The 24810-nt window shown below is 60.1% G+C and carries 23 protein-coding genes; 10 read left to right on the top strand and 13 right to left on the bottom strand.

Features of this window, described 5'->3' with window-relative positions; genetic code table 11:
* Window positions 1-470 precede the first annotated feature (470 nt).
* The 8 genes from C4334_RS09695 to C4334_RS09660 form a co-directional block, all read right to left on the bottom strand.
* Entirely contained in the window at window positions 471-962 is a 492-nt protein-coding gene (locus C4334_RS09695; RefSeq protein WP_352431885.1) for a MogA/MoaB family molybdenum cofactor biosynthesis protein, read from the bottom strand.
* A gap of 4 nt (window positions 963-966) precedes the next feature.
* Entirely contained in the window at window positions 967-1602 is a 636-nt protein-coding gene (locus C4334_RS09690) for a Uma2 family endonuclease (RefSeq protein ID WP_352431884.1), read from the bottom strand.
* A gap of 24 nt (window positions 1603-1626) precedes the next feature.
* Window positions 1627-2061: a CoA-binding protein gene (locus C4334_RS09685; protein WP_352431883.1), complete on the bottom strand. Its 435-nt coding sequence runs from the start codon at window positions 2059-2061 to the stop codon at window positions 1627-1629.
* Complete coding sequence (carB, locus tag C4334_RS09680; protein WP_352431882.1) at window positions 2058-5279, bottom strand: carbamoyl-phosphate synthase large subunit; 3222 nt, start codon at window positions 5277-5279, stop codon at window positions 2058-2060. Before carB ends, C4334_RS09685 begins: the two co-directional genes overlap by 4 nt.
* Before the next feature lie 523 nt (window positions 5280-5802).
* Window positions 5803-5991, bottom strand: a complete 189-nt coding sequence (locus C4334_RS09675) for a hypothetical protein (RefSeq protein WP_352431881.1) — start codon at window positions 5989-5991, stop codon at window positions 5803-5805.
* 46 nt (window positions 5992-6037) lie between these two features.
* Window positions 6038-6772, bottom strand: coding sequence for an ATP-binding protein (locus tag C4334_RS09670; protein ID WP_352431880.1), 735 nt, complete (start codon window positions 6770-6772; stop codon window positions 6038-6040).
* Window positions 6773-7330: 558 nt separating this feature from the next.
* Complete coding sequence (locus C4334_RS09665; RefSeq protein ID WP_352431879.1) at window positions 7331-9481, bottom strand: bi-domain-containing oxidoreductase; 2151 nt, start codon at window positions 9479-9481, stop codon at window positions 7331-7333.
* Between the two features lie 144 nt (window positions 9482-9625).
* On the bottom strand, window positions 9626-9781 hold the full coding sequence (locus tag C4334_RS09660) for a hypothetical protein (RefSeq protein WP_352431878.1): 156 nt from the start codon (window positions 9779-9781) through the stop codon (window positions 9626-9628).
* Between the two features lie 217 nt (window positions 9782-9998).
* On the opposite strand from C4334_RS09660, the gene C4334_RS09655 reads away from it, so the two are divergent.
* Complete coding sequence (locus C4334_RS09655; RefSeq protein ID WP_352431877.1) at window positions 9999-10469, top strand: cyclic-phosphate processing receiver domain-containing protein; 471 nt, start codon at window positions 9999-10001, stop codon at window positions 10467-10469.
* 218 nt (window positions 10470-10687) lie between these two features.
* On the opposite strand, the gene C4334_RS09650 is transcribed toward C4334_RS09655, so the two are convergent.
* From C4334_RS09650 to C4334_RS09640, 3 genes are read right to left on the bottom strand one after another with little or no spacing between them, the layout of a single operon-like run.
* Complete coding sequence (locus C4334_RS09650; RefSeq protein WP_352431876.1) at window positions 10688-11494, bottom strand: class II aldolase/adducin family protein; 807 nt, start codon at window positions 11492-11494, stop codon at window positions 10688-10690.
* Between the two features lie 14 nt (window positions 11495-11508).
* The gene (locus C4334_RS09645) at window positions 11509-11946 is read right to left on the bottom strand and encodes an energy transducer TonB (protein WP_352431875.1); all 438 of its coding nucleotides are present in this window, start codon (window positions 11944-11946) and stop codon (window positions 11509-11511) included.
* Window positions 11947-11953: 7 nt separating this feature from the next.
* Entirely contained in the window at window positions 11954-12670 is a 717-nt protein-coding gene (locus C4334_RS09640) for a redox-sensing transcriptional repressor Rex (protein WP_352431874.1), read from the bottom strand.
* 222 nt (window positions 12671-12892) lie between these two features.
* On the opposite strand from C4334_RS09640, the gene ruvA reads away from it, so the two are divergent.
* From ruvA to rimI, 4 genes are all read left to right on the top strand, one after another.
* Window positions 12893-13498, top strand: a complete 606-nt coding sequence (ruvA, locus tag C4334_RS09635) for a Holliday junction branch migration protein RuvA (RefSeq protein ID WP_352431873.1) — start codon at window positions 12893-12895, stop codon at window positions 13496-13498.
* 86 nt (window positions 13499-13584) lie between these two features.
* Window positions 13585-14607, top strand: a complete 1023-nt coding sequence (ruvB, locus tag C4334_RS09630) for a Holliday junction branch migration DNA helicase RuvB (RefSeq protein WP_352431893.1) — start codon at window positions 13585-13587, stop codon at window positions 14605-14607.
* Window positions 14608-14731: 124 nt separating this feature from the next.
* The gene (gene queA, locus C4334_RS09625; protein WP_352431872.1) at window positions 14732-15772 is read left to right on the top strand and encodes a tRNA preQ1(34) S-adenosylmethionine ribosyltransferase-isomerase QueA; all 1041 of its coding nucleotides are present in this window, start codon (window positions 14732-14734) and stop codon (window positions 15770-15772) included.
* Between the two features lie 30 nt (window positions 15773-15802).
* Entirely contained in the window at window positions 15803-16339 is a 537-nt protein-coding gene (gene rimI, locus C4334_RS09620) for a ribosomal protein S18-alanine N-acetyltransferase (RefSeq protein ID WP_352431871.1), read from the top strand.
* A gap of 178 nt (window positions 16340-16517) precedes the next feature.
* Here the strand turns inward: rimI and C4334_RS09615 are convergent, their stop codons facing one another.
* Window positions 16518-17108: a GTP-binding protein gene (locus tag C4334_RS09615; protein ID WP_352431870.1), complete on the bottom strand. Its 591-nt coding sequence runs from the start codon at window positions 17106-17108 to the stop codon at window positions 16518-16520.
* A gap of 74 nt (window positions 17109-17182) precedes the next feature.
* Entirely contained in the window at window positions 17183-17665 is a 483-nt protein-coding gene (locus tag C4334_RS09610; RefSeq protein ID WP_352431869.1) for a roadblock/LC7 domain-containing protein, read from the bottom strand.
* A 326-nt stretch (window positions 17666-17991) separates the two neighbouring features.
* On the opposite strand from C4334_RS09610, the gene C4334_RS09605 reads away from it, so the two are divergent.
* From C4334_RS09605 to C4334_RS09585, 5 genes are all read left to right on the top strand, one after another.
* Window positions 17992-18804 (top strand): TPR end-of-group domain-containing protein, encoded by an 813-nt coding sequence (locus C4334_RS09605; protein ID WP_352431868.1) that lies wholly within the window; start codon window positions 17992-17994, stop codon window positions 18802-18804.
* A 358-nt stretch (window positions 18805-19162) separates the two neighbouring features.
* The gene (locus tag C4334_RS09600) at window positions 19163-20230 is read left to right on the top strand and encodes a gluconeogenesis factor YvcK family protein (protein WP_352431867.1); all 1068 of its coding nucleotides are present in this window, start codon (window positions 19163-19165) and stop codon (window positions 20228-20230) included.
* On the top strand, window positions 20196-21671 hold the full coding sequence (gene glmU, locus C4334_RS09595) for a bifunctional UDP-N-acetylglucosamine diphosphorylase/glucosamine-1-phosphate N-acetyltransferase GlmU (protein WP_352431866.1): 1476 nt from the start codon (window positions 20196-20198) through the stop codon (window positions 21669-21671). The genes C4334_RS09600 and glmU overlap by 35 nt, the downstream gene beginning before the upstream one ends.
* A gap of 84 nt (window positions 21672-21755) precedes the next feature.
* Entirely contained in the window at window positions 21756-23615 is a 1860-nt protein-coding gene (glmS, locus tag C4334_RS09590) for a glutamine--fructose-6-phosphate transaminase (isomerizing) (protein ID WP_352431865.1), read from the top strand.
* 208 nt (window positions 23616-23823) lie between these two features.
* Window positions 23824-24591, top strand: a complete 768-nt coding sequence (locus tag C4334_RS09585; RefSeq protein ID WP_352431892.1) for a TerC family protein — start codon at window positions 23824-23826, stop codon at window positions 24589-24591.
* Window positions 24592-24810 lie beyond the last annotated feature (219 nt).

The raw sequence follows: 24810 nt of genomic DNA, 5'->3' as shown, positions 1-24810 counted from the left end.
ACTGGGTCGGCATACGGTCCACGCGCCCGGAGCGTGAGACTCGCGTACATCCGCCCGAGGATCCCGCCGCGCTTCATTCGGGGAAGACGTCACAGGACGAGAGCCGCAAAGGGAAGTGGCTCAAACAAGCGCCTACACGGGCGAGACGCGCGCCGTGTGAAGCAAGACGCAAAGGAAACTAGTGACTCGAACGGGGTTTCCTGTCAAAACGATGATCAATCGCGTCAAAAGCGGCCTCAACCTGAGGCGCGCACGCGAAGAGCTGTGCCGAAAGCGCAGCGTCAACGCAGCCACAAGGCACCGCTCGGCCTTAAGGCGCGCCAGCTTCTGTATCTTTCGGTCAGCGCGTCGAATGTAAGGCGGCGCACAATTCCAAATGTGCTTTTTTTCGGCGAGCCCAAAGGAGCTTCTCCGCGCGTCGCAGGCATGATCTTCTCGCAACGTCTTTGACCGAAAGGGTACTCGCGCTATCAAGCGGCACAATCGTGAGGCCGTCCGGCGATCAAAGCGAGTGCGTGATGAAGCACTGGACGCACGATCTCGAAACATTCGCGCACGCCTTTTGGCGAGCCCGGAAAGTTGATGATCAAAGCCTTCGACCTAATACCACACACGCCGCGCGAGAGGATCGCCGTCGGCGTCTTTTTGAGCGTCTCCATGCGCATCGCTTCGGCCAATCCCGGCACTTCGCGCTCGATGATGGCGCGCGTCGCCTCAGGCGTGTTGTCGCGTGGCGCGACGCCCGTACCTCCGGTCGTCACGACGAGGTTGATGTCGGGTCGGTCGGCGAGTTCGCGCAAACGCTCGCGCAACGGCTCAAGGTCGTCCGACATGATCTCTCGAACGATGATCTCGGCTCCCAGTCCGCCGAGCAATTGGACCAGCGCTTCGCCCGATGCATCGGCGCGTTCGCCACGCGAACAAGCATCGCTAACGGTGATCACTGCGGCGCGTATCTCCATCGCCTCAATCTCCTTTGCGCGCGCGCGCCCACTCGCGCAGCATCTTCAACCACTCGAGCCGTCCCATCCTCTCGCTTTCGGCCAGAAAGCTCTCGACCGCCTTAGACGTCAATCCGGGCAGCGCCGCGCTTTCAGTGATCTCCACATACTCCCGCCCTTGAAGAGAGAAGAACTGTAGTCGCCTGCCATCGTAACGCCACACCTCTGGAACTTCCAGTGCAGCAAAGGTTGCCATCTTGTCGATGGATGAACGGGTGATGTCGATTTCAACGACCAGATCCGGCGGCGGATCCGTCGCCAGATCGATCTCTTCTTTGCCGCGCACGCGCGGTTCATTGGCGAAATAGAAGCAAGCGTCCGGTTCGAAACCGCGCGCTAGATCTTCACGGCGGAAGGTCGTCGAACCAAAACCACGGTGATTCAAACCGAACTCTTCCGCGATCACGGCGATCAGCATGGTGACGGCATCTTTCAGCTGTTCATGCTTAGCTGATGGGCTCATGATCTCCAACGTGCCGCGATCGTAAAAGAGTCGCGGGCTGCTCGCTTCGGCGTGATCGCGAAGCAACCTCTCATACGCCTCCCAACTGACGTTGCGCAGAACCACGCGCTGTTCGGCTAGCGTCGTCGCCGCAGTCATTTTTCTGACCTCGTCCTGGCGCGATCAAAACGCGAGGCTATTTTTCCATTTCGCGTGCTCTTTGAGCCAACAGCGATCCATGACGACGAGCAAACCGGCATCGAGCGCTCGTTCCGCCGCCGCCTGGTCAATCACGCCCTCTTGCAACCAGACGGCCTTCGCGCCGATTTGAATCGCCTCATCAACCGCCTTTCCCGCTTCTTCCGACCGCCGGAAGATGTCCACCAGTTCGATCTTCTCAGGCACATCGCGCAACGAAGCATAGGCTCGTTCGCCCAGAACCTCACGCTCGTGCGGATTGACCGGAATAACGCGGTAGCCGTTGCGCTTCATGTAGCTGGCAACGCCGTGCGACGGACGCCAAGGGTTGGATGACAATCCGACAACGGCGATCGTGCGACATTCTCGGAGAATCCAGTCGATCGTCTTGCGGTCGTTAATCCTCGTCTCGTCCCTCATCGTACGTGCGTCGAAAAAGCGACTTGCGAATGCAGTTCTTGCAAAGAGATGATCGAAGCGTCCTCGCGTCCACGCGAAGCGATCGCTTCCACCAACGCTTGCGCCCCGGTCATGGTCGTTACGCACGGGACGTTATATTGCAATGCGGCGCGTCTGATCGCCTGCTCATCGTAGTGCGAAGCGCGCCCGAGCGGTGTGTTGATGATGAGCGCGATCGCGCCGCGCTTGATGTAGTCGACGATGTTCGGACGCCCCTCGTTCACTTTGAAGACGGTTTCGACCTCAAGCCCGACCTCGCGCAAACGTGCCGCCGTGCCGACAGTCGCCATCAAGTTGAAGCCGAGCCGCTTGAGCCTGCGCGCTAGGACCACCGCTTGACCTTTATCCGCATCGTTGACGCTGATGAAGGCCGTGCCGCTGGTCGGAAGTTTCAATCCTGTCGCGAGCATCGCCTTGGCGTAAGCCTCGCCGAAGCTATTTCCAATGCCCATCACTTCGCCCGTCGAGTGCATCTCCGGTCCGAGGATCGGATCGACACCCGGGAATTTATTGAACGGGAAGACGGGCGATTTGATGAAGAAACGAGCGACCGTCAGGTCTTCTGGCAGGTTGAAATCCTTGAGCGGCCTTCCGGCCATGACGAGCGCGGCGATGCGCGCCAGCGGCACGCCCGTCGCCTTCGAGACGAACGGCACGGTGCGTGACGCGCGCGGGTTGACTTCAAGCACATAGACGCGATCATCCTTGACGGCATACTGCACGTTCATCAACCCGCGCACGCCGAGCGCGCGCGCAAGGAGCCGCGTGTAGTGGCGGATCGTTTCAAGATGCTCCGGCTCGATCTTGACCGGCGGCAACACGCACGACGAATCGCCCGAATGTATCCCCGCTTCTTCGATATGCTCTTGAATTCCAGCGATGACGCAGGCGGTTTCATCCGCGATCGCATCGACGTCGAACTCCGCCGCACGCTCTAAAAATTTATCGATCAAGACGGGCTTCTCCGGCGATGCGTCAACGGCCGTGCGCATGTATTCATCCAAGCTCTTTTCGTCGTAAACGATCGCCATCGCGCGCCCGCCGAGAACGTAGCTCGGTCGCACGAGCACCGGATATCCGATTTTGGCGGCGATATCTTTCGCTTCTTCGCCCGACGTAGCCGTGCCGTTTTCGGGCTGCGGGATGCCAAGTTGGCGCAGCAAAGCGCCGAAGCGCTTGCGATCCTCGGCGAGATCGATCGAATCGGGCGACGTGCCGATGATCGGCGCGCCAGCCTCAGCCAAACGCACGGCCAGATTGAGCGGCGTCTGCCCACCGAACTGCACGATGACGCCCGTCGGCTTTTCGACGTCAATGACGTTCATCACGTCCTCGAAGGTGAGCGGTTCAAAATAGAGTCTGTCTGATGTGTCGTAGTCGGTTGAGACCGTTTCGGGATTGCAGTTGACCATGATCGTCTCATAACCGGCCTCGCGCAAGGCAAATGACGCATGGCAACAACAGTAGTCGAATTCGATTCCCTGCCCGATGCGGTTCGGCCCAGATCCCAGGATCATGATCTTCGGGCGCTCGGTCGGATTCGCTTCATCTTCGTCCTCGTAGGTCGAATAAAGGTAGGGCGTGTGCGATTCGAATTCAGCGCCGCAAGTATCGACTCGTTTGTAAACGGGGACGATCCCTAAACGTTTGCGGTATTCGCGCACCTCCTGCTCCGACCGTCCCGTAAGGTATGCCAGACGCCGGTCAGATAGTGCGACCTCTTTGAACTCGCGCAACAAGTCAGCCGGTATCTCTTCGAGCGCGCGCCCTTCGACGCGAGCCTGAACGTCCATCACCTCTTTGATCTGTTCCAAAAACCACGGATCGATCCGCGTCAAACGGTAGATCTCATCGATGGACCACCCGATTCGCAACGCGTAAGTGATGTAGGAGAAGCGTTGCGAGTTGGGGCGCGCAAGCTTTCGCTGCAGCTCGTCTTCGGGCACATTCGCCAAGCGAAGCGGTTTGACCGCTTCGAGCGAGCGCAAGCCCTTGAAGAGCGCCTCTTTGAAGGTGCGCCCGATGGCCATCACTTCGCCGACCGATTTCATCTGCGTGCCGAGGACGTCTTCGGCTTCGCGAAACTTCTCGAAGTTCCACTTCGGTATCTTCACCACGACGTAATCGATCGTCGGCTCAAAGCTGGCCGGAGTCTTCTTCGTGATGTCGTTCGGTATTTCGTCGAGCGTGTAGCCGACAGCGAGTTTGGCGGCGATCTTGGCGATCGGGAATCCAGTCGCCTTTGAAGCGAGGGCCGAGGAGCGCGATACGCGCGGGTTCATCTCGATCACGCGCACGTCGCCGTTCTCCGGATTGACGGCGAATTGGATGTTCGAACCGCCCGTCTCAACTCCAACCTTGCGAATGATGCGGATCGCCATATCCCGCAGGCGTTGATACTCAACGTCCGTCAAAGTTTGCGCCGGCGCGACCGTGATCGAATCGCCCGTGTGCACGCCCATCGGATCGAAGTTCTCGATCGAGCAGATGATCACGACGTTGTCCGCCAAATCGCGCATCACCTCAAGCTCGAACTCTTTCCAACCGAGGATCGATTCCTCGATCAAGACCTCATGGATGGGCGAAGCGGCAAGCCCATTGCGCACGATCTCTTCGAACTCTTCCGGGTTGAAAGCCGTGCCGCCGCCCGTGCCGCCGAGCGTGAACGATGGACGGATGATCGCCGGATACCCGGTCTTGCGGACGATTCGTTGGGCATCTTCCCACGAACGCGCGAAACCGCCGCGCGGCATCGGCAACCCGGCTTCATCCATCGCCCTCTTGAAAAGCTCGCGATCTTCGGCGATGCGTATCGCGTTGCGGTTTGCGCCGATCAGTTCGACGCCGTAACGGTCGAGCACCCCTTCGTCGGCGAGCGCGATCGCCAAATTGAGTCCCGTTTGACCGCCAACGGTCGGAAGCAGCGCATCGGGCCGTTCGCGGGCGATGATCTCGGAGACGAATTCGACTGTGAGCGGCTCAATGTAGGTCCGATCGGCCATCTCCGGATCGGTCATGATGGTCGCCGGATTGGAGTTGACCAACACCACCTCGTACCCTTCCTGTCGAAGGGCTTTGCAAGCCTGCGTGCCCGAATAATCGAACTCGCACGCTTGCCCGATGACGATCGGCCCGGAGCCGATGATCATTATCTTGCGAATGTCAGTCCGTTTCGGCATCTTGCTACAAGACGAGCGGATCTTCTCCGGTTCAAAATTCAAGGCATTATACACAAACTGCGGCGCCAGTTGTAACGCGCCGCGCTCTCTCCGGCGCCGAACTGACCGCTTTTTGCCCGGCGAGTCGAAACGGGATCGAAAAGCGTTTCGAAAGGTGTCCCGAGCCACCAAAGCGTCGCGATCGCCGCTTGCAGAACCAGCCCGGTTTTGGAAAAGCGTCTCGAAAGGATTCTCGAGTTACCGACGCTTGACCAAAATCGGTACGAGCATCAGTTTGAAAAGCGTCTCGAACTCGAAAGGCCCCCCCCAGGAGGGGATTGAACGTTGTAAGCGTCGGGAAGGAGCGTTTGCTCGACGGACCGCGTCCGCGGATCCAGCACCGAGACGCCTGATCAGCGCGCTTTCGCATCCCGTCGTAAGCGCTCCCCTCATTAGCGTGACGGGTCAAGGCTAACACGTTGAGGATGAAAAGCACATCGTCGGCGCGCGCAGGCGATCCCCTCATTAGCGTGATGGGTCAAGGCTAACGCTCTCCGCCGAAGAGAGCGCCCGTGCTTGCGCTCGCCTCGTCATCCGAGGCGCTCCAGCCATCGCCATTCTCTCGTTCCACCTTCAATTCCAATCCGCCGGTGAACCTAGACGCTATGTTAAAAAATAGGGCGGTCAGCAATCCAACGACGAAAAAGGTTGCGCCGTAGAGGATCGGACTCAAGAGTGCTTTTCAACTATGTCCAGGGGGTGTGAGGGGCGCTTCTATCTTACTGTTGTGCGTCGAAGCGGCGACGGTAATCATCGCCTTCGATCACGACCGTTTTGCACATTTCATAGAGGCGCGAACGCAAGCGGACGCCGATGCGGTCCTCCAACGTTTCTTCAATCGGGTTGCGTCGCGCGTCCATGTAGTTCGTCGTGATGATGGTGAGCTTCCGCTCGTTGTAGCGCGTGCCGATCACCTGCATCATCGTATCGCGCACCCAATCGGTCGGCTTGCTCGCGCCTAGCTCGTCGAGTACGAGCACTTCGGCTTGATAAACTGGGGCAAGAATGCGTAGTTCCGATGTTTGCGATACGGGATTGTAAGAGTCCTGTATCTCTTTGAGCAGCGTGCCGAAATCGTAGAACAGACACGACACGCCCTTTTCGATCAAACCGCGAATGATCGCTACAGCCAAATGGGTTTTGCCGACTCCCACCGGGCCCATGAACAGAAGGCCGCGATCCACTGCCGGGTATTCGCGCACGAGACGAAAGGCGTAATTGAAGGCGCGAAGCTGCGAGCCGTTGCCTTGCGCCGGATAGTAATTTTGCAAGGAACATTCGGCGTAGCGGCGCGGGATACGTGCCGCTTCGAGGAGCTTCTTCGTTTGGTTCTCGGTGCGGCAACGACAACGCCGCGCGCCTTTGCCGGGCACCACTTCCATGCCTGTCCCGAAGCAGTATGGACACGCGGACGAAAGCGATCCTTCCGCAGGCGAGGTCTCCGGTTCCGTCATCTCGGGAACCGCGAACAACGGGTGAATTTTCGCGTTGTCGGACGACATGGGCATTCCGAACGTCGAACGTACGCTTTCACTGCGCGAATCGGGCGCTTCAAGACCACGCGCTGATCGTTGGCGCGGCGGATTATAGCATCCGCGCCGCCGATTTCAAGAGTCAATTTGCCAACCCTGCGCCGACGGTCCGACTTTTGAGCCGGAGCCGCTGCTATCGAACAGCGACGTTTTGATCATACGGTTGAGAACCAGCTTTTTTCGTCGCGAGAAGAATCGTTGACCGAAAGGCCAAGCGATGAGCTTTCGCCGAAGGTTCAATTTTGCACCATCGCCATCAGTTCTTTCGGTTGATCGAAAGGTCGAAAGATGAACTTTCGTCTAACTCCGATGAAGATCTTCCCGCAAGGCTCTTGCGCCACCCATGACGTGCCGTTTCGACGAAATTTTGGTCGTCAGGTCTCGACCATCTCAAAAGATATCGAACTCTCGAAGCCAGATTGAGATGCTATGATAAATGCTAGGCTGTCGGGTATTTGCGTCACAAAGGGCGTCGGACTCTCAAAGCTCCATCGGGCGCCGCCAACGAAGCGCGTCGCGAATGCGAAAGGTCGCGCGAGTCGTCGCCTCTAATTCCGCCAGCGTGATCGGAGCGGGACGGCCTTCAACCAACATCGCGCGAAGCGCTTTGGCCTGCTCCCACTGCCCCTTGTCTTGACTGCGAAGTCGCATCTTGCGCTCGCGCCCGCGATAGTAAGCGCGCGCCGAGCGGAAATCGTCGAGCACGAAGGTGCGCCCTTGGCCGAAGATCTCAATGCGCTCTTTGGGAAGCGCGCGGTCACCTTCGGAAAGATACGCGATGCAACCGTTCGAACCGTCACTGAAGCGAATGGTGATGAAGACCGAATCTTCGCAGACGATCTCGTGATTGCGCGTTTCGATCTCTTCCGCATAGACGCGCACGGGAAGCGCGCCCGTCAAAAACTGCATTAGATCGATGAAGTGGCAGACCTCACCGATGATGCGCCCGCCACCTTCGCGCGGATCTTGCGTCCAATGCTCGCGCGGAAGGCGTCCGGCGCTGACGCGGTAGAGGATCGAAAGCGGCTCGCGTCTAGCTTCGAAGAACTCTTTAGCGGCGCGTGCAAGCGGCGAAAAGCGCCGGTTGAAACCGACCATCAGTTGCGCCGAAGAGCGCGCCGCGGACGCAACGACGCCATTCAACTGCTCATCGTCGAGCGCCAACGGTTTCTCAACGAAGATGTGGCGGTTGCATTCCAAAGCCCGCCTCGCCAACTCGGCGTGAAGATCATGGCGCGTGGCGACCACGACCAGATCGATTTGGTCATCGTTCAAGATCTCGTCGGCGCTGGCGACGCAGTAGCGAAACCCATACCGCTCGGCCACATCGCGCGCCGAAACGCCCGAAGCGGTCGCCACCGCATGAAATTCCATGCCGGCGGCCTGCAGCGCCGGAAGCAGCATCGTGCGAGCGTAATTGCCGGCGCCGATCAATCCGACGCGCACCTGCCGCGTCGTAGGCGCTTTGCGTGCGGCAGTCACCTCGACGCGCCTTGCGATGGGACGCGCCTCATCGTACTGCAACAAAATTCCCAGATACGGTTCGCGCCGCTCGCCAGCGATCAACCTGTAAGCTGCCTCGGCCTCTTCGATCTTGAAGCGGTGCGTGATGAGCGGATCGAGATCGATCCTTCCTTCAGCGACGAGGTCGAGAAAAGCCTCTAGATTACGCCCTTCGGTCCATCGGACGTAAGCGAAAGGATAGTCATGACCGCGTTCTTCGTATTCGGGATCGTACCGGCCCGGCCCATAGGAACGCGAAACGACGAGCGAAAGCTCCTTTTCGTAATAGACCTTGCGCGGCACGTTCATGCCGACCAGTCCGACCGCCACTACGCGACCGCGAAGGCGCGCGACTTCGCCGGCGAACTCGATGGGTTCGTTCGATGAGGTCGCCGCCGTGATCAAAACGGCATCGGCGCCGCGCCCGCGCGACCAATCCAACACAGCCCGCTTCGTTTCGGCGTTGATCACCGCCCCGTCGTCTGCACCGAGCGAGCGCGCCAATGCCACTTTGCTCGCCTCTAGATCGAGGCCGAAAACTCGACAACCGTTCGCCTTGAGAAGCTGCACGGTCAACTGGCCCAGCAATCCAAGTCCGATGACGACCACCGCTTCGCCGAGAGTCGGCTCGGCAAGGCGCACGCCTTGCAACGCAATGGCCCCGAGCGTGCCAAACGCAGCCTGCTCGAAAGAAACGTTGGCAGGCACGCGCGCGCACAGATTCTTCGGCACGGCGAGCATCTCCGCATGCGACGCGAACCCAGCGCCCGCACAAGCGACGCGATCGCCAACGCGAAATTCCGTAACATCGTCGCCAACGGCGACGACTGTGCCAGCAGCGCTGTAGCCGAGCGCGGTGGATGAAGCAAGACGCGCTTGCACAGCGCGCACGGTTTGCCACAGCCCCTCGTTTTTGGCCTTTTGAATGACTTGCCGGACCAAATCGGGTCGCTCGCGCGCTTTGCCGAGCAGACTCTTTTGACCCAGCTCAACCGTCATCCGTTCGGTTCCGGCGCTGATCAATGAAGCTGCCGTGCGTATGAGAAGGCGTCCGCGCTGCGCTGTCGGCGGCGGCACCTCGACGACGCGCACCTCACCCGTTTTCGGATTTTGCAGAACCTGTTTCACTCTCTCGAAAACCCTCGCCGCAAGCGAAAGTTAAGACGGCCTATCGCCACCGCCGAGAAGGCCGCGCCAGCAATAGAGACAGCGTCGCTCGCCATGATGACAACCGCTGAGAGCTCGCCTTCCCGAACCACCGAACCGGCGCGCTCACGGCGCGATCAACAATCCCCACGCGAGCAACAGAGCCAAAAACAACAGCCCCGCCAACGCAAACAGATGCGGCCACCGCCAAATGTTGCGCCGACAAGCGCGGCAATGCGTTCCCAAACGATGCAGCGGTCTTTCGCAATAAGGACACCTCATTGCTCCCTCTTTTCGCCGAGCAACCTTGCGCGCCCGTTAGGAGTCGAACGAGCGTTCGATCTAGAAGTTTGCGCGGTTCGCACGTCATAAGTCAAACCATCGGCCAACCGCGCACGCGATCGAACGGATGAGAAGGACGCTGGTCGCGCGACGTGCGCGGACATGGTATATTGTTTGCCTCGACATCTCCCCGGAGCCATTTCGGAGAGGATGGTTGATGATGAATTTGATCCGCGGGATTTTACAGAGAATTGGCATCACGGATGGCATCGGACGACCCAAACTTCGCATTCTTTTGTTGGACGATGATGTGCAACGCCACCGCTGGTTCGCCAAAATGTTCGGTGCAGATGAACTCGACGTGGCCAGCGATGTCGTCACCGCCAAAGAACTACTCACACAGCGGACCTACGATCTGATCTTTCTCGATCACGACCTTCTTCCAGAACACTACGAGTCCGATGCGCCCGATGATGAGCGCACGGGCTATTCCGTCGCTCTGTGGCTCGCCGAACGCCCGCACCTGCAATCGACCTCCAAGATCATGGTCCATACGCGCAACGCCGACGGAGCGAAGCGTATGGTCGAAGTGTTGCGACGCGCTGGACGTCGCGCTGAATACGTCCCTTTTCCGGTCTTGGTCTCGCGTCTGAAAAGCGATTGGATCTGGAAAGAGGTGCGCGCTTGATTGCGTCTAAAGATCTTCGCGGGCCCAGCGACCTAGATGCGCCTGACCGCGAAAGCCTATCGGTCAAGCCATTGGGCATCAAAGGGCGGTCGAGCTAGATGCGCTTAATCGGGCGCGCTCATCTCGCTTGCACAAAGGATGCGCGCATACTGCTCAGCTTCGCCGTGGCATGATCGTGCTCGCACGAAGCGCGCGCATCTTCAGCGCGTTGAAGTTCCTCACCTTGTGGCCGACGCGGCGGCGACTTCGCACAACAACTGGATCAACTCTTCGCGCGTCAAGCTGATCTTGCCGTTGGCTGACGACGCGCGCTCGCCGAGATGTGGCGCGGGGCACGAAATAGCGAGATCGTGCAGGTAGCCGCACGTTTGGCAACGCGCGCGCTCGTCCAAATAACCAGCCGCCTCGCGTATGTTGATCAACTTTTCAATCGCTTCCGGCGGAATGCTCTGTGCGCGGCCCAGCAAACGCGCTAAAATGGCGATGCGCGCCGTGTGTTCCAAAGTCTCCAAACGATCGAAAGCCTGCCAAAGGTCTTGCCCATAGGCGACGGCGCCATGATTGGCCATCAGGAGCGCATTGTGATGTTTGACCAATGGGCGCATCGCCGCGGTCAATTCATCGGTTGAAGGCGTGCCGTATGGCGCCAGCGGCACACACCCTAAGGCGAGAATGACCTCTGAGAGGATGGGTTGATCGAGCGGTAAACCGGCGACGGCAAACGCCGTTCCGTGCGGCGGATGGGCGTGGCAGACGGCGCGCACATCATCGCGTTCGCGGTAGATGAGCAGATGCATCTTCAGCTCGCTCGATGGACGCCGATCGTTGAGCGGGCGCCCGTCGATGTCCGTCACGGCGAGCGCCGCTTCGCTCATTCGTCCTTTGCACACCTGCGTTGGCGTCGCCACGATGCGCCCATCGTCGAGTCGCACGCTCAAGTTGCCATCGGACGAGACGACATAGCCGCGTTCGTACATCAAACGTCCGATCTCGACGATGGCGCGTCGCGCCGTCTGTTCATCCATCGTGGGAGCTAGACCTAATAGATCTCAAAGCCGTATTCGAGCAGTTTGACGACCGACACGGGTCGCCCGTTTTCGGTCGCCGGCAGAAATTTGATGTTCTGCGCGGCGCTGATGGCTTCTTCGGTCAAGCCGTCAGGCAACGTCGTCAACGGCTCGATGTTGGAGATGGTTCCGTCGGCGTTGAAGCGCGCGCGCAAACGGGTGGTGCCCGTTGTGCCGTTGTAGCGCGCTTGCTCCGTATAGCGCGGAACGGGTTTATCGAGAATGCGCACCGGCGTATAGGATGACGACATGCTCGGGCACGAAGGCGCGCTCAAAGCGCCAGGCGCAACGGGTGCCCTCTTGCTCTTCGAACACGCGCCGAAACGCAAAGCGTTGAACGCTCCGGCCAACGCCACGCCGAGCAACAAGGCGATGATGAAAGGCAAAAGTCGCTTCGCTATCGAGATCATAAACTCCTCACTCCTTTGCTATTTCGCGCTCTTCGCGCTGTGCGATCTCCTCGTAGGGCAAGATGCTTCGCGGATTAGTGATGCAGGTGATTTGCGGTCGGGCCAGAAAGTAGGACAAGCTTTCGAGCGAGATCGTCAAATCGACCGTTTTGACCTTGACGCCGAGGCGCGCATGCAAACGCACCGGAGCGAAGTTCAACACGGCCTTGATGCCAGCCGCCATCACTTGGTTGAGCACGCGCTGCGCGACGCGCGCCGGCACAGCGATCACGGCGACATCGATCCCTTTTTCGCGCACGACGCGCGCTAATTCGCGCACGTCATATACCGGAATCTGATGTTGTCCGATGCGCTGCCCGATCTTCTTCGGATCGTTATCGAAAAGCGCCACCACCGTGAAGTTCGAAGCGGCGAAGCCCGTGTAGTTGGCCAGCGCCGTGCCCAAATTACCCGCGCCGACGATGCCGACGCGGTGCGGTTTGTCTAAACCGAGGATCTGTCTCAAATGGCGGCGTAACTCCTCGACATCGTAACCGACGCCGCGCACGCCGAACTCGCCGAAATATGCTAGATCCTTGCGGATTTGCGCCGAATTCAGGTTGAATTGGTCGGCCAACGCCTGCGACGAGATGGTCTTAACGCCCGCTTCGGCCAGCAAATTGAGGCACCGAAGATAGACGCTCAACCGGTTAGTCGTCAGTTCCGAGACCTTTTCCGCTTTCATCTTCCCCGTTTCCCGATGAAAAGTATAACGCCAAGTGCGAATTGGCGGAAGAGCTTCAGCCCATTGATGAGCCGATGGCAGCGTTGCGTTGCCGCTGGCCGATGGAAATTGCGCGTTGGCCGCAAAATCAATTACAATGTTCGTTCTTGCGCTGAACCGAACCGTGCAACTCCCAAAGACTGCTCCCTTTTTGAACATCTGTCGCACGGAAGCTTTGACGAGATGATCGCACATCTTTCCGGCACTCTTCTGGCCAAACAAGCGACGAGCGTCATCCTCGATGTCGGCGGCGTTGGCTACGAAGTGACCATTCCGCTTTCGACGTTCTACGAGATGGAGGAACCGGGCGCGCACGTCTCGCTGCGCATCTACACTTACGTGCGCGAAGACACGCTGCAACTTTACGGATTCAAAACGGCGCGCGAACGCGAGCTCTTCCTGCGCCTCATCTCGGTCAGCGGCGTCGGGCCGAAACTGGCCATCGCCATGCTCTCAAGCCTTACGGCCGAAGAGATCATCGCCGCCATCAGAACCAGCAACCTCGCACGCTTGACCTCGGTTCCCGGCATCGGGCGACGAACGGCCGAAAGGTTGGTCGTCGAACTGCGCGATAAACTCGCGGCGCTTGCGACGAGCGAACCGGCGGTCGCCGGACCAAGCGCACCATCGGAGGATGCGCTGCGGGAAGATACGCTGTCGGCGCTGTTGAACCTCGGCTACCCGAAAGCGGCAGCAGAAAAGGCCATCGCGCAAGCGATGCGCGACGGAGCCTCGGCCAACGTGCAAGAGATACTGCGCCGGAGCCTGCGATTGCTCGCCAAAGCATGAAAGGAAGTTGAAGCATGAACGAACGAGAGATCGACCTCGAAGAGGCGGGCGACGCGCAACTGACGCGCGGCGAAGAGGCGACCGAGATGCGCCGTTCCGTGGCGCTCGATGAAGACGAACGCGAATTCGAAAAATCGCTTCGTCCGACGCGGCTTGCCGAATACATCGGGCAAGAGCGCGTCACGCGCAACCTCGCTGTCTTCATCCGCGCGGCGCGCAACCGGCGCGAGGCCCTTGATCACGTGCTGCTTACGGGGCCGCCAGGGCTCGGCAAAACCACGCTCTCCTTCATCATCGCCAACGAGATGGGCGCGCCCGTGCGTTCGACCTCTGGTCCGGCGATCGAGCGGCCCGGCGATCTAGCCGCCATTCTGACCAACTTGCAGGATGGCGAGATCCTCTTCATCGACGAGATACATCGGCTAAACCCAGCCATCGAAGAGGTTCTCTACCCGGCGATGGAAGACTACCAACTCGACATCGTCATCGGGCAAGGCACAGCGGCGCGCACGATCAAACTGGACCTACCGAAATTCACGCTCGTCGGCGCAACGACGCGCGCTGGGTTGATCACGGCACCGCTTCGCGGGCGCTTCGGCATCGCCTTCCACCTAGAATTCTACAATCACGATGAACTGGAATTGATCGTGCGCCGTTCGGCGGAGATCCTCCGCGTTCCGATCGACCGCGAGGGGGCGCGCGAAATCGCCCGCCGCGCGCGCGGCACCCCGCGCATCGCCAATCGCCTGCTGCGGCGTGTGCGCGATTACGCCGAGGTCGAATACGATGGACAGATCACGGGCGAAGTGGCGCGCGATGCGCTCAACCGCATGGAAGTCGATACCTTCGGCCTCGATGAAATGGATCGTAAATTACTGCTGACGATCATTGAAAAGTTCGGCGGCGGCCCAGTGGGACTCGGCACGCTGTCAGCCTCCATTCACGAGGAGAAAGATTCCATCGAAGAGATCATCGAGCCGTATCTGATTCAGATCGGCTTTCTCAACCGCACGCCGCGCGGACGCATGGCGACGCCGCTCGCTTACAGGCATTTCGGCATCGCGCCGTCCGCGCCATCGTCGCCGAAACTCTTCGGCGACGAAATTTGAAAGGCAACGGCAACCACGGTTGGACCTTGCGGCCCATTGTCGAAACGCGATCGCCGCAAACGCTCAGCATGAGAGCGAGCGTTGAACCGCTCGAAACGCTGTGGCTTGGCAGCCCAAACGCCCCATGCTTATTTCCGACTTCGATTACGAGCTTCCAGAAGAGCTGATCGCACAGCAGCCAGCGCGCCCGCGCGATGCCTCTCGCATGCTGGTCGTCGAACGGCGCACCGCAAGCTGGCAGGATCGCAGCTTTCGTGATCTCCCGGAGCTCGTCCGCTCGAACGACGTGCTGGTGATCAACAACACGCGCGTTTTTCCGGCTCGTCTAGTCGGACGGCGCGAGCCATCGGGCGGGCGCGCAGAATTATTGCTCTTGGTCGAACGCGGCGAACGGCACTGGGAAGCGCTCGCGCGTCCAGCGCGCCGCCTGCACGCCGGGATGCGCCTCTCGTTCGGCGACGGACGTTTGCGCGCCCAAGTGGTCGAAGAGCGCGACGGCGGCGTACGCGTGGTCCGCTTTGACTGCGATGATGATTTCGACCGTGTGCTCGATGAAGTCGGCCGAACGCCGCTTCCGCCATACATCAAACGCGACCCGTTTAAAACGGATGCGCCGGATCGCGAACGTTACCAGACCATCTTCGCGCGCGAACGCGGCGCCGTTGCCGCGCCGACGGCTGGACTCCATTTCACGCCGCGCGTTCTGCAGGAGATACGGGCGCGCGGCGCGCACATAGTCGAGATCACACTTCACGTCGGCTATGGAACGTTCGAACCCGTCCGCGTCCAACAGGTTGAACGACACAAGGTGGCCGCCGAAAGGTTCACCATTAGCCCCGAGGCAGCACACGCGATCAATGAGTCCCGACGTCGCGGTGGACGTCTCATCGCCGTTGGAACGACCAGCGTGCGCGCGCTCGAAACAGCAGCCGATGAGAGGGGCATCGTCGCGCCGCGTACCGGCATCACGCACTTGACCATCGTCCCCGGCCACCGTTTTCGCGCCGTGGACGCACTGTTGACCAACTTCCACCTGCCGCGATCCTCGCTACTGCTCTTGGTCGCGGCCTTTGCCGGCAAAGATTTGACGCTGGCCGCTTACCGCCACGCCGTCGAGGCACGATACCGCTTTTACAGCTACGGCGATTGCATGTTTATAATCTAGCCGGAGCGAGACCGGGCCAGAGGAGAAGAGATGGGAGTTTTCAGAAAAATCCGTTCGCGCTGGCGTCCTCTCGCCGACGGGCAAGAACCGCCCATTGCGCCGCTCGATCCCGAGTGGCCCTACTCGATTCGCCCGCTGACGGTCGCCCAACTCGAAGAGTGCTGGCGATTGGATCAACGCTGCTTCGCCGATGGCGAAGCCTACAGCCGCGAAACGTTTCAGTACCTGTTGACTGCGCCCGATGCGCTCTGCTACCAAGCCAACGCCGCCGACGGGACCATGGTCGGGTTCATCATCGGCATCATCGAACCCGACTTTACAGGCCACATCACCACGGTCGGCGTCCTGCCAGAACACCGTCGGCGCGGAATCGCGCTCCGCCTAATGCAACGCATCGAAGAGGCTTTTCGTAAGTGCGGCGTGCGCACCGTTCGCTTAGAAGTGCGCGCTACCAACCACGGCGCACAGAAGCTCTACCGCAACCTCGGCTACGTCGTCACGCAACGGCTTCCGCGCTACTACTCCAACGGCGGCGATGGACTGCTGATGATAAAGTCGCTCGATTGAGCAGCGAAAGGCCAGGGACGAAGTTTGCGGCTGGATGGCGAGCGCGGCGCTGAAATGGCGATTCGATAAAGCTTTGGCAAACGCAAACCGACGCGAGCGACGCGCTAAGAACGCCAGCGCGGGCTGATACCACCTTTTGGCAAAGCTTTGGCAAACGCAAACCGACGCGAGCGACGCGCTAAGCCGCTCCCTTGCGCAGTTCCGTGAGGACTTGTTTGGCAACCGCTTTGAGCGTGTCGTAAACGCCGATGCCGCGGGCTGCGACCGCTTCGATCACAGGCTCGCCTTTGCGCTGTAGTTCGGCGATCATCTCTTCGACGGGCACGATGTTCGGCAGGTCTCGCTTGTTGAGCTGCAAGACGTAAGGGATCTTCATCAAGTCGTAACCGTGCGAGCGCAGGTTCTCTTCCAAGTTGTAGAGCGATTCGATGTTGGCGTCCATGCGCTCCTCTTGGCTGTCGGCGACGAACACCACGCCGTCCACGCCTTTCAGGATCAAGCGCCGCGAGGCATCGTAGAAGACCTGCCCCGGCACTGTGTAGAGGTGAAAGCGCGTGCGAAAACCGCGTACCGAACCGAGATCGAGCGGCAAAAAGTCGAAAAAGAGCGTCCGGTCGGTCTCGGTCGCCAGACTGATCATCTTCCCCTTGGACTCCGGCGCGGTGGAATCGTAGATGTACTGAAGGTTAGTTGTCTTGCCGCACAAGCCGGGGCCGTAGTAGACGATCTTGCAGTTGATCTCGCGTGCCGCGTAGTTGATGAAAGTCATGGTCTGAAGGTCGTCCGTGTCCGCTTGAGGTGCTCTCGCGATCGAGTGGGCGAGAAGTGGAAACGGGGTGCGCCTCAACGAAAGAGGCTGTCGATGTCCTCGTCTGTGATCTCGGCAAAGGCCGACAGGTCGTTTGCGGTGCGCGTGCTCGCCTCGCGGGCGATCTCATCGAAAATCACCGCCAGATCGTGCGACGCTTGACGCACGCGCAGCTTGACCAGTCCCAAACTGGAACGCTCGTCGAAGACAACGACCAAAAGGGCGCGCCCGAGCACCGAAATGTAGATGCTCTCGCGTTCGCCCTCGTGCGATAACGTGGGGAACTCCTTTTCGCCGATCAGACGCGCCATGCCGCCCGTAGCGGCAACGTTGCCGGCAGCTAAACTGGCCAGTCCCGTGGTGTCAAGGTCGCCGATCTCCCCGCGCACGGCAATGGGTTGGCCGTTTTTGTCCACCAAGAAGACGACGCGAGCAGATGAATCCGTGCGCAGTCGCTCGAGCACGGCGTTGATCTGCTCGTACTGCTGCTCACGCATGATGATTGGAGTGTCCGTCATCGAGAACCAGCCGCTTCTACTTTCGGTTTTGCGAGAACGCGGACGCTCTGGCGGTGGGGCAGCTTCCGTTCGGGCCCGCGTCGAAGCCAAAACAAAGGATTGCCGAACTCCCCCGAGATCGCTCGTCCCTCGGTCGAGGAACGACCCGGCGCACACTTTAACACAAGCGGCCACTGGTTGCAACAGTTTTTATCTTTGTTTATCAAACGCTAGCAAATTTCGTTCCCCTAGTTGCTCTGCGAGGCAAATTTGTGTTAACATGGCTTTGGCCTGAAGCGCTGATCTCGTTTCATGGCCGCTTTCTTTAACAAGCGAGACGAGCGAGCATGAGCGAACCCATTACCAAGGGCAGCAAAAGGTCTGCTTCGCGTCCTGCCTCGGCCAAAGCCGTGAAGAAAGGGCGTCAACGGACGACCGAGCGAGCGGCTCGGCGCCTCAAAGCGTCGGCCCCCCGACGCAAGGCGGAGAAAGCGCCGGTCAAAAAGGCAGCCAAGACCGGGCGTGTGATTGAAAAGAAGACGGCGCGCACCTCGCGCTCGGCTCAACTCAAAAAACCACAAACGAAAAAGGCAGCCCGTTCGACGCAAAAAGCGCAGGCCGTGCGCGCGAAGAAGACGGCTTCTTCCACCAACGCGCGCGTGCGTCCGACGGTGAGCGCCGAGGGAGCGGCGCTGCGCGCTTTCGAGCGGGCGCACAAAGAGTTTTCGCGCGGGCGGTTTGCTGAAGCGCGCGACCTTTTCCGCACGCTCATCGAGCAACATGCCAACGTGCCTGAGGTGGCCGCGCGCGCGCGCACCTATCTAGCGATTGCCGAAGCGCGTTTGCGCAAAGATAACCACTTGCCGCGCGACCCGGAAGCCTTGTACGACCGCGGCGTGATCGAACTCAATCGCGGGCAGTACATGGCCGCGCAGGAGATGTTCGAGCGCGCGCTCAAACGGCAGCCGGAAGCGGCGCACATTCATTACGGGCTAGCGGCGACGCGAGCGCGACTCGGGTCGATCAGTTCGGCATTGGAGTCGCTCGAACGAGCGCTCAACCTTCAGCCGAGCCTGCGCGTGCGCGCGCAACAGGATCAAGACCTTGCGCCGCTGCGCAATGAACCAGACTTCGAACGCTTGGTCTTCGCTTCGCGTTAGAGAAACGCCTTTGAACCCCTTTGGCGTCCCACAGTTAACGCGCCAAGAGGACCAATGCAAACCAACCCCAGCTTAACGTGGATGGGTCGGTTGATCGCAAGTTGATGAGCCAAGCGGAGAAACGGTTGAGGCGTGGTCGTCTCAGCTTCGCTCCGACAACAGCGCTTGAACGTATCCCAACAGCGTTTCGACCGAAGTCGTCGTTTCAACATAGATTACGCGCGAAACGGCGCGTCTCACGTTGAACCCCAAAAGCGTTTCGACCGAAGTCGTTTCAACCCGACTCCATTTGAAAGCCCCGTCGGTTTACCGTTATGATTTGGCGTCGCCTCGCGCTGGCGACGAGGAGAGGCAGCGGGTGCGTGCAACCATGGAGCGCGGTTTGAAGCTGGTCGCCATCGGTGGCGGCACGGGGCTTTCGACGCTTCTTTCTGGGATCAAACGGTTCGTCGGGGCTGCCGACCGCGGCGGTCTGTGGTTGGAGAGTCTCGTCGCCATCGTCACGGTCTCGGACGACGGCGGAAGCTCAGGACGGTTGCGCGACGAACTGCAGATCCTTCCGCCCGGCGACATACGCAACTGCATGGTCGCTCTTTCGGAAGACTCCACGCTGCTGGCACGCCTTTTCCGCTATCGTTTTCCCGGCGATGGCGAACTCGGCGGTCACAGCTTCGGCAATCTGTTTCTCGCGGCGCTGACCGCAGTGACGGGCGATTTCGTTGAAGCCGTGCGCCTCTCTTCTGAGGTGCTAGCGATCAAAGGGCGCATCTATCCGGCGACGCTGAGCGACGTTCGGCTCGTCGCCGAACTGGAAGATGGCTCGATCGTGCGCGGCGAGACCAACATCACCGCTTCGCGCAAGCCCATCAAACGGCTGCGCCTCGAACCGGAAAAGTGTCTCCCCTTGCCCGAAGCGTTGGCGGCCATTCGCGCCGCCGACATCATCACCATCGGTCCAGGTTCGCTCTACACGAGCATTCTTCCCAATCTGCTGGTGGCGCGCGTGCCCGAGGCGATCGCCGAGTCGCGGGCCGTCAAGATCTTCGTTTGCAACTTGATGACTCAGCCGGGCGAAACCGACGGCTACACGGCGCGACAGCATCTGGAGAAGGTCCGCGAGTACGCGCCCGCCATCGACTTCGATTACGTCATCGTCAACAGCCGTGCGATCAGCGCCGAGCAGGCGGAGCGTTACGCCGCCGAAGGGGCACGACAAATCGGTCTGGACGAAGAAGAGGATTTGAGATGCGCGCTCGGCGCTGCGACCGAGGTCATCGCCGCCGACCTGCTGGACGAAGGCGAAAAGGTGCGCCATAGTCCGGAGAAGTTGGCGCGCGTCATCATCGCTTGCTACGAACGAGCCAGCGCGCACCGCAACGGTTCGGTGACTTATGGAGAACACGTCGCAAAGAACGAATGCGCCTGACCCACACGCGCCGCTCGACGTTTTGATCTTGGCCGCAGGGCTCGGCACGCGCATGCGCTCGCGCACGGCCAAAGTATTGCACAAGCTCGGCGGTTTGCCGCTCATCGCGCACGTTTGCCGCGCGGCTGCAGCGCTCAGCCCGCGCCGCATCTACGTCGTCGTCGGACATCAGGCCGAAGAAGTCGAGGCGGCGGTGCGACGAGAGCTTGGCGAAGGAGTTCGCTTCGTCTTACAGAAAGAGCAGCGCGGCACAGGCGATGCTGTAATGGCCGCGCGCGCCGAACTGGAAAAGGCCGACGCTACGCTGCTGGTCCTCTCGGGCGATGTGCCGCTGGTCCGTCCCGAAACGCTCGGCGCGCTCATCCACCAACATCGCACGCACCGCGGACGCGGCGCTGCCTGCACGTTGCTCTGCGTCCGCCTAGATGATCCGACCGGTTACGGGCGCGTCGTACGCGACCAAGAGGGGCGCGTCGTGCGCATCGTCGAGCAGCGGGACGCTTCGCCCGAAGAAAGACAGATCAAAGAGGTCAACGCTGGCATCTACTGCTTCGAGACGCGCGCGCTCTTCCGCGCGCTGGAAAAGGTCCAGCCGACCAACGCGCAAGGCGAATACTATCTGACCGACGTGCCGAGCATTCTGCGCGCTGAAGGCGAGGATGTCAGCGTCTACATTCACGCCGACGCGCGCGAAGTGGCCGGCATCAACACGCGCGCGGAACTGGCCGAGTTTGAGCGCGTCCTTCGCATGAGAACGCTGCGCCGCCTGATGCTCGAAGGCGTGACCATCATCGATCCGATGAGCACTTACATCGGCCCCGATGTGCAGATCGCCCGCGATACGATCATCTATCCGAACGTTCACATCGAAGGGCGGACGACCATCGGCGAGGGCTGCACGATCTATCCGGGAGCACGCATCGCCGACTCGTTGATCGGCAACGAAGTGACCGTCAAAGATCACTCGATCATCATCGAATCGGAGATCGAAGATGGCTGTGCTGTCGGTCCCTTCGCTCACTTGCGCATGGGCGCGCATCTTGCCGCTGGGGCGGCGGTCGGCAATTTCGTCGAGGTCAAGAAATCGCGTCTGGGCCGCAAGACCAAAGCGATGCATCTCGCCTACTTGGGCGACGCGACCATTGGCGAGCGGACCAACATCGGCGCCGGTACCATCACTTGCAATTACGATGGCGTGCGCAAACACGAAACGATCATCGAGGATGAAGTGAGGATCGGATCCGACACGATGCTCGTCGCACCAGTGCGCGTCGGCGCGCGTGCCGTCACCGGCGCTGGGTCGGTCGTCATCCGCGACGTGCCGCCCGACACGCTGGTCGCCGGCGTACCGGCTGTGGTCAAGAAGCATCTCAAGGAGGAAGAAGCGCCAGCCGCGCGACAACCTTCGTCCGAGCTAAATGCGGTCGGGCGCGATCCGTAAAGCGCGTTTTTCGCGGAAGCGCGCGACTTTTGGCGCTTTATTTTCGGCGTCAGCATTCTTCAGAGAGGTCTTGGCCTTCGCATTATGTGTGGAATAGTCGGATACGTCGGCAACAAACAGGTCGTGCCGGTTCTGCTCGATGGGTTGCGGAAACTCGAATACCGCGGATACGATTCGGCAGGCATCGCCGTGGTGGACGAACACCACAACCTCAAGATCCGCCGCGCCGAAGGGAAACTTCGCAACCTAGAAGAGGCGATTCGCCTCCATCCGATCGATGGCACCTACGGCATCGGCCACACGCGCTGGGCCACGCACGGGCGACCGACCGAAGAGAACGCGCACCCGCACCGCGATTGCACGGGGCGCGTCGTCGTCGTCCACAACGGCATCATCGAAAACTACCTGCAGCTCAAAGAGCAACTGCGTCGGAGCGATCACCGCTTCGTCACCGAAACGGATACGGAAGTGATCGCCCACTTGATTGAAGAGAAGCTGCGCTGCACGGACAGCTTAGAAAAGGCTGTGCGCGAGAGCGTCAAAGAACTGCGCGGCATCTTCGCCCTCTCCATCATCTCGACGGATGAACCCGACACGATCATCGCCGTGCGACAAGGGCCGCCGGTCGTCATCGGTCTTGGCGATGGCGAACATTTCGTCGCCAGCGACATTCCGCCCATTCTGCAGCACACGCGCGACGTCTTCTTTCTCGGCGACGGCGAAATCGCCGTGCTCACGCGCGACGCCGTGCGCGTCACCGATTTCGACGGCAATCCCGTTCAGCCCGTCCACCAGCGGATCACGTGGGATCCGATCATGGCCGAGAAGGGCGGCTTCAAACACTTCATGCTCAAAGAGATCTACGAGCAGCCGCGTGCCGTGCGCGACACCGTGCAGGGGCGCATCTCGCTTGACACGGGCCGCGTCTATCTTGACCCGATGAACATCACCGAAGCGGAGTTCCGCAGGTTCAATCGCGTGATGATCGCCGCTTGCGGCACTAGCTGGCACGCGGGGTTGGCGGGCAAGTACATGATCGAGCAATTGGCGCGTGTGCCTGTCGAGGTCGATTACGCGTCGGAGTTTCGCTACCGCAATCCCGTGCTCGACGAGCAGACGCTGCTCATCGTCATTTCGCAATCGGGCGAGACGGCGGATACCATCGCTGCGCTGCGCGAGGCCAAAGAACGCGCGGCGCGCGTGTTGGCGATCTGCAACGTCCAAGGCTCGATGATCACGCGCGAAGCCGACGGCACGATTTTGACCCATGCGGGGCCGGAAATCGGCGTCGCTTCGACCAAGGCTTTTACGGCGCAAATGGTCGCGCTCTACCTCTTTGCCCTCTACCTCGGCCAACTGCGCGGCGTGATCGACACGGAGCAAGCGCGCCATCACGCGCAGCAACTGGCCGAACTACCGGTGAAGATCGAACACTTGCTGAGCGACACCGACCGCGTCGAAGAACTGGCCAAAGAGTTCTTCCGCGCGACTGATTTCCTCTACTTGGGACGCGGCATCAACTTCCCGATCGCGCTCGAAGGCGCGCTCAAACTCAAAGAGATATCCTACATTCACGCCGAAGGTTACCCGGCGGGCGAGATGAAGCACGGCCCCAACGCGCTCATCGATGAGCGTTTGCCAGTGGTCGTCATCAACACGCGCGAAGAGGGTAACCGCGCTTCCGAATTGCGTTACGAAAAGACGCACTCGAACATCGTCGAGGTCAAAGCGCGCGAAGGGATCGTCATCTCGGTCTTGACCGAAGGCGACGAGATGTCGGCGCGAGTCTCCGACCACGTCATCGAAATTCCGGCAGCGAGCGATCTGCTGTCGCCGATTTTGGCGATCATCCCCTTGCAACTGCTCGCCTATCACATCGCCGTGCGGCGCGGCTGCGACGTGGACCAGCCACGTAACCTCGCCAAATCGGTCACCGTCGAGTAGCGATCAAAAGAGACCAGGGGCGGCCCGCTAAACGCGAGTCGCCCTGATCGTTGAGGCCATTCGCCAAAAGGCGCGGATTGCCGCTTCGGCAACGTGCTGATCGCGCCTTCTCTTTTGCGAAGTTCTCGCGCGCTTCTCAGCGCGAAGCGCGACATAGTAAGATCATCGGTTGTTTTCAACGTTGGTTGCGCTAGAGGGGCTGCTCGACATGGAATGGTTGACTGATCCGCAGGCTTGGATCGGCCTTTTGACGCTTACAGCGCTGGAGATCGTCCTCGGCATCGACAACGTCATCTTCATCTCAATCCTCGCCGGCAAGCTCCCGACAACACAACAAAAACGGGCGCGCACCGTCGGGCTAGCGCTTGCTATGTTGACGCGCATAGGGTTGCTCTTTTCGCTCTCGCAGATCGTGCGCTTGACCAATCCGCTCTTCGAACTCTTCGGCCAAGAGTTCTCGGGGCGCGACTTGATCATGCTCGGCGGCGGGCTTTTCCTCATCGGCAAGAGCACCTACGAGATTCACGATAAGTTAGAGGGCGCACACGAAGGAGTGGTGCGCCGCGCCGCGGCAAGTTTCGCCAGCATCATCTTTCAGATCATCTTGCTCGACATCGTCTTTTCGCTCGATTCGGTGATCACTGCCGTCGGCATGGTCAGTCAATTGAGCGTCATGGTGGCTGCCGTCGTCATCGCCGTTATCTTCATGATGATTTTTTCCGGTCCGGTGAGCGACTTCGTCCACCGCCATCCAACGGTGAAGATGCTCGCCTTGAGCTTTTTGCTCCTGATCGGTTTCGCGTTGGTCGCCGAAGGTTTCGAGCTTCACATCCCGAAAGGCTACATCTACTTCGCGATGGGCTTTTCGGTCTTCGTCGAGATGCTCAACCTGCGGTTGAAGAAGAAATCGGCCCCCGTCGAACTGCGCGCGCCCTACGCACAGGTGACCGAAGGCAAAGACCAGGCAACCGTTTGACGCCACCGCCAAAACGCACCGCCGGGAGCCCCGGGCTTGAGCCCTGGGGAGGAGGTGGTGCACGCCCTCTTCCATCATTATCTGGTATAATGCGAGCGTGATGGAAATTCAGCGAACGGTCACGATCCTCATAGAAACCGATGCTGACTTGCTGGCGACGCTCAATGCCGCGCAGCGAGTCAAGCAAGCGCTCTCTCCCATCGCTTTCAACTGTGGGAA

Origin of the sequence: Pyrinomonas sp., from assembly GCF_040289685.1 — a bacterium.
Classification (GTDB): domain Bacteria; phylum Acidobacteriota; class Blastocatellia; order Pyrinomonadales; family Pyrinomonadaceae; genus Pyrinomonas.
This window is presented reverse-complemented; position numbering and strand designations above follow the sequence as displayed.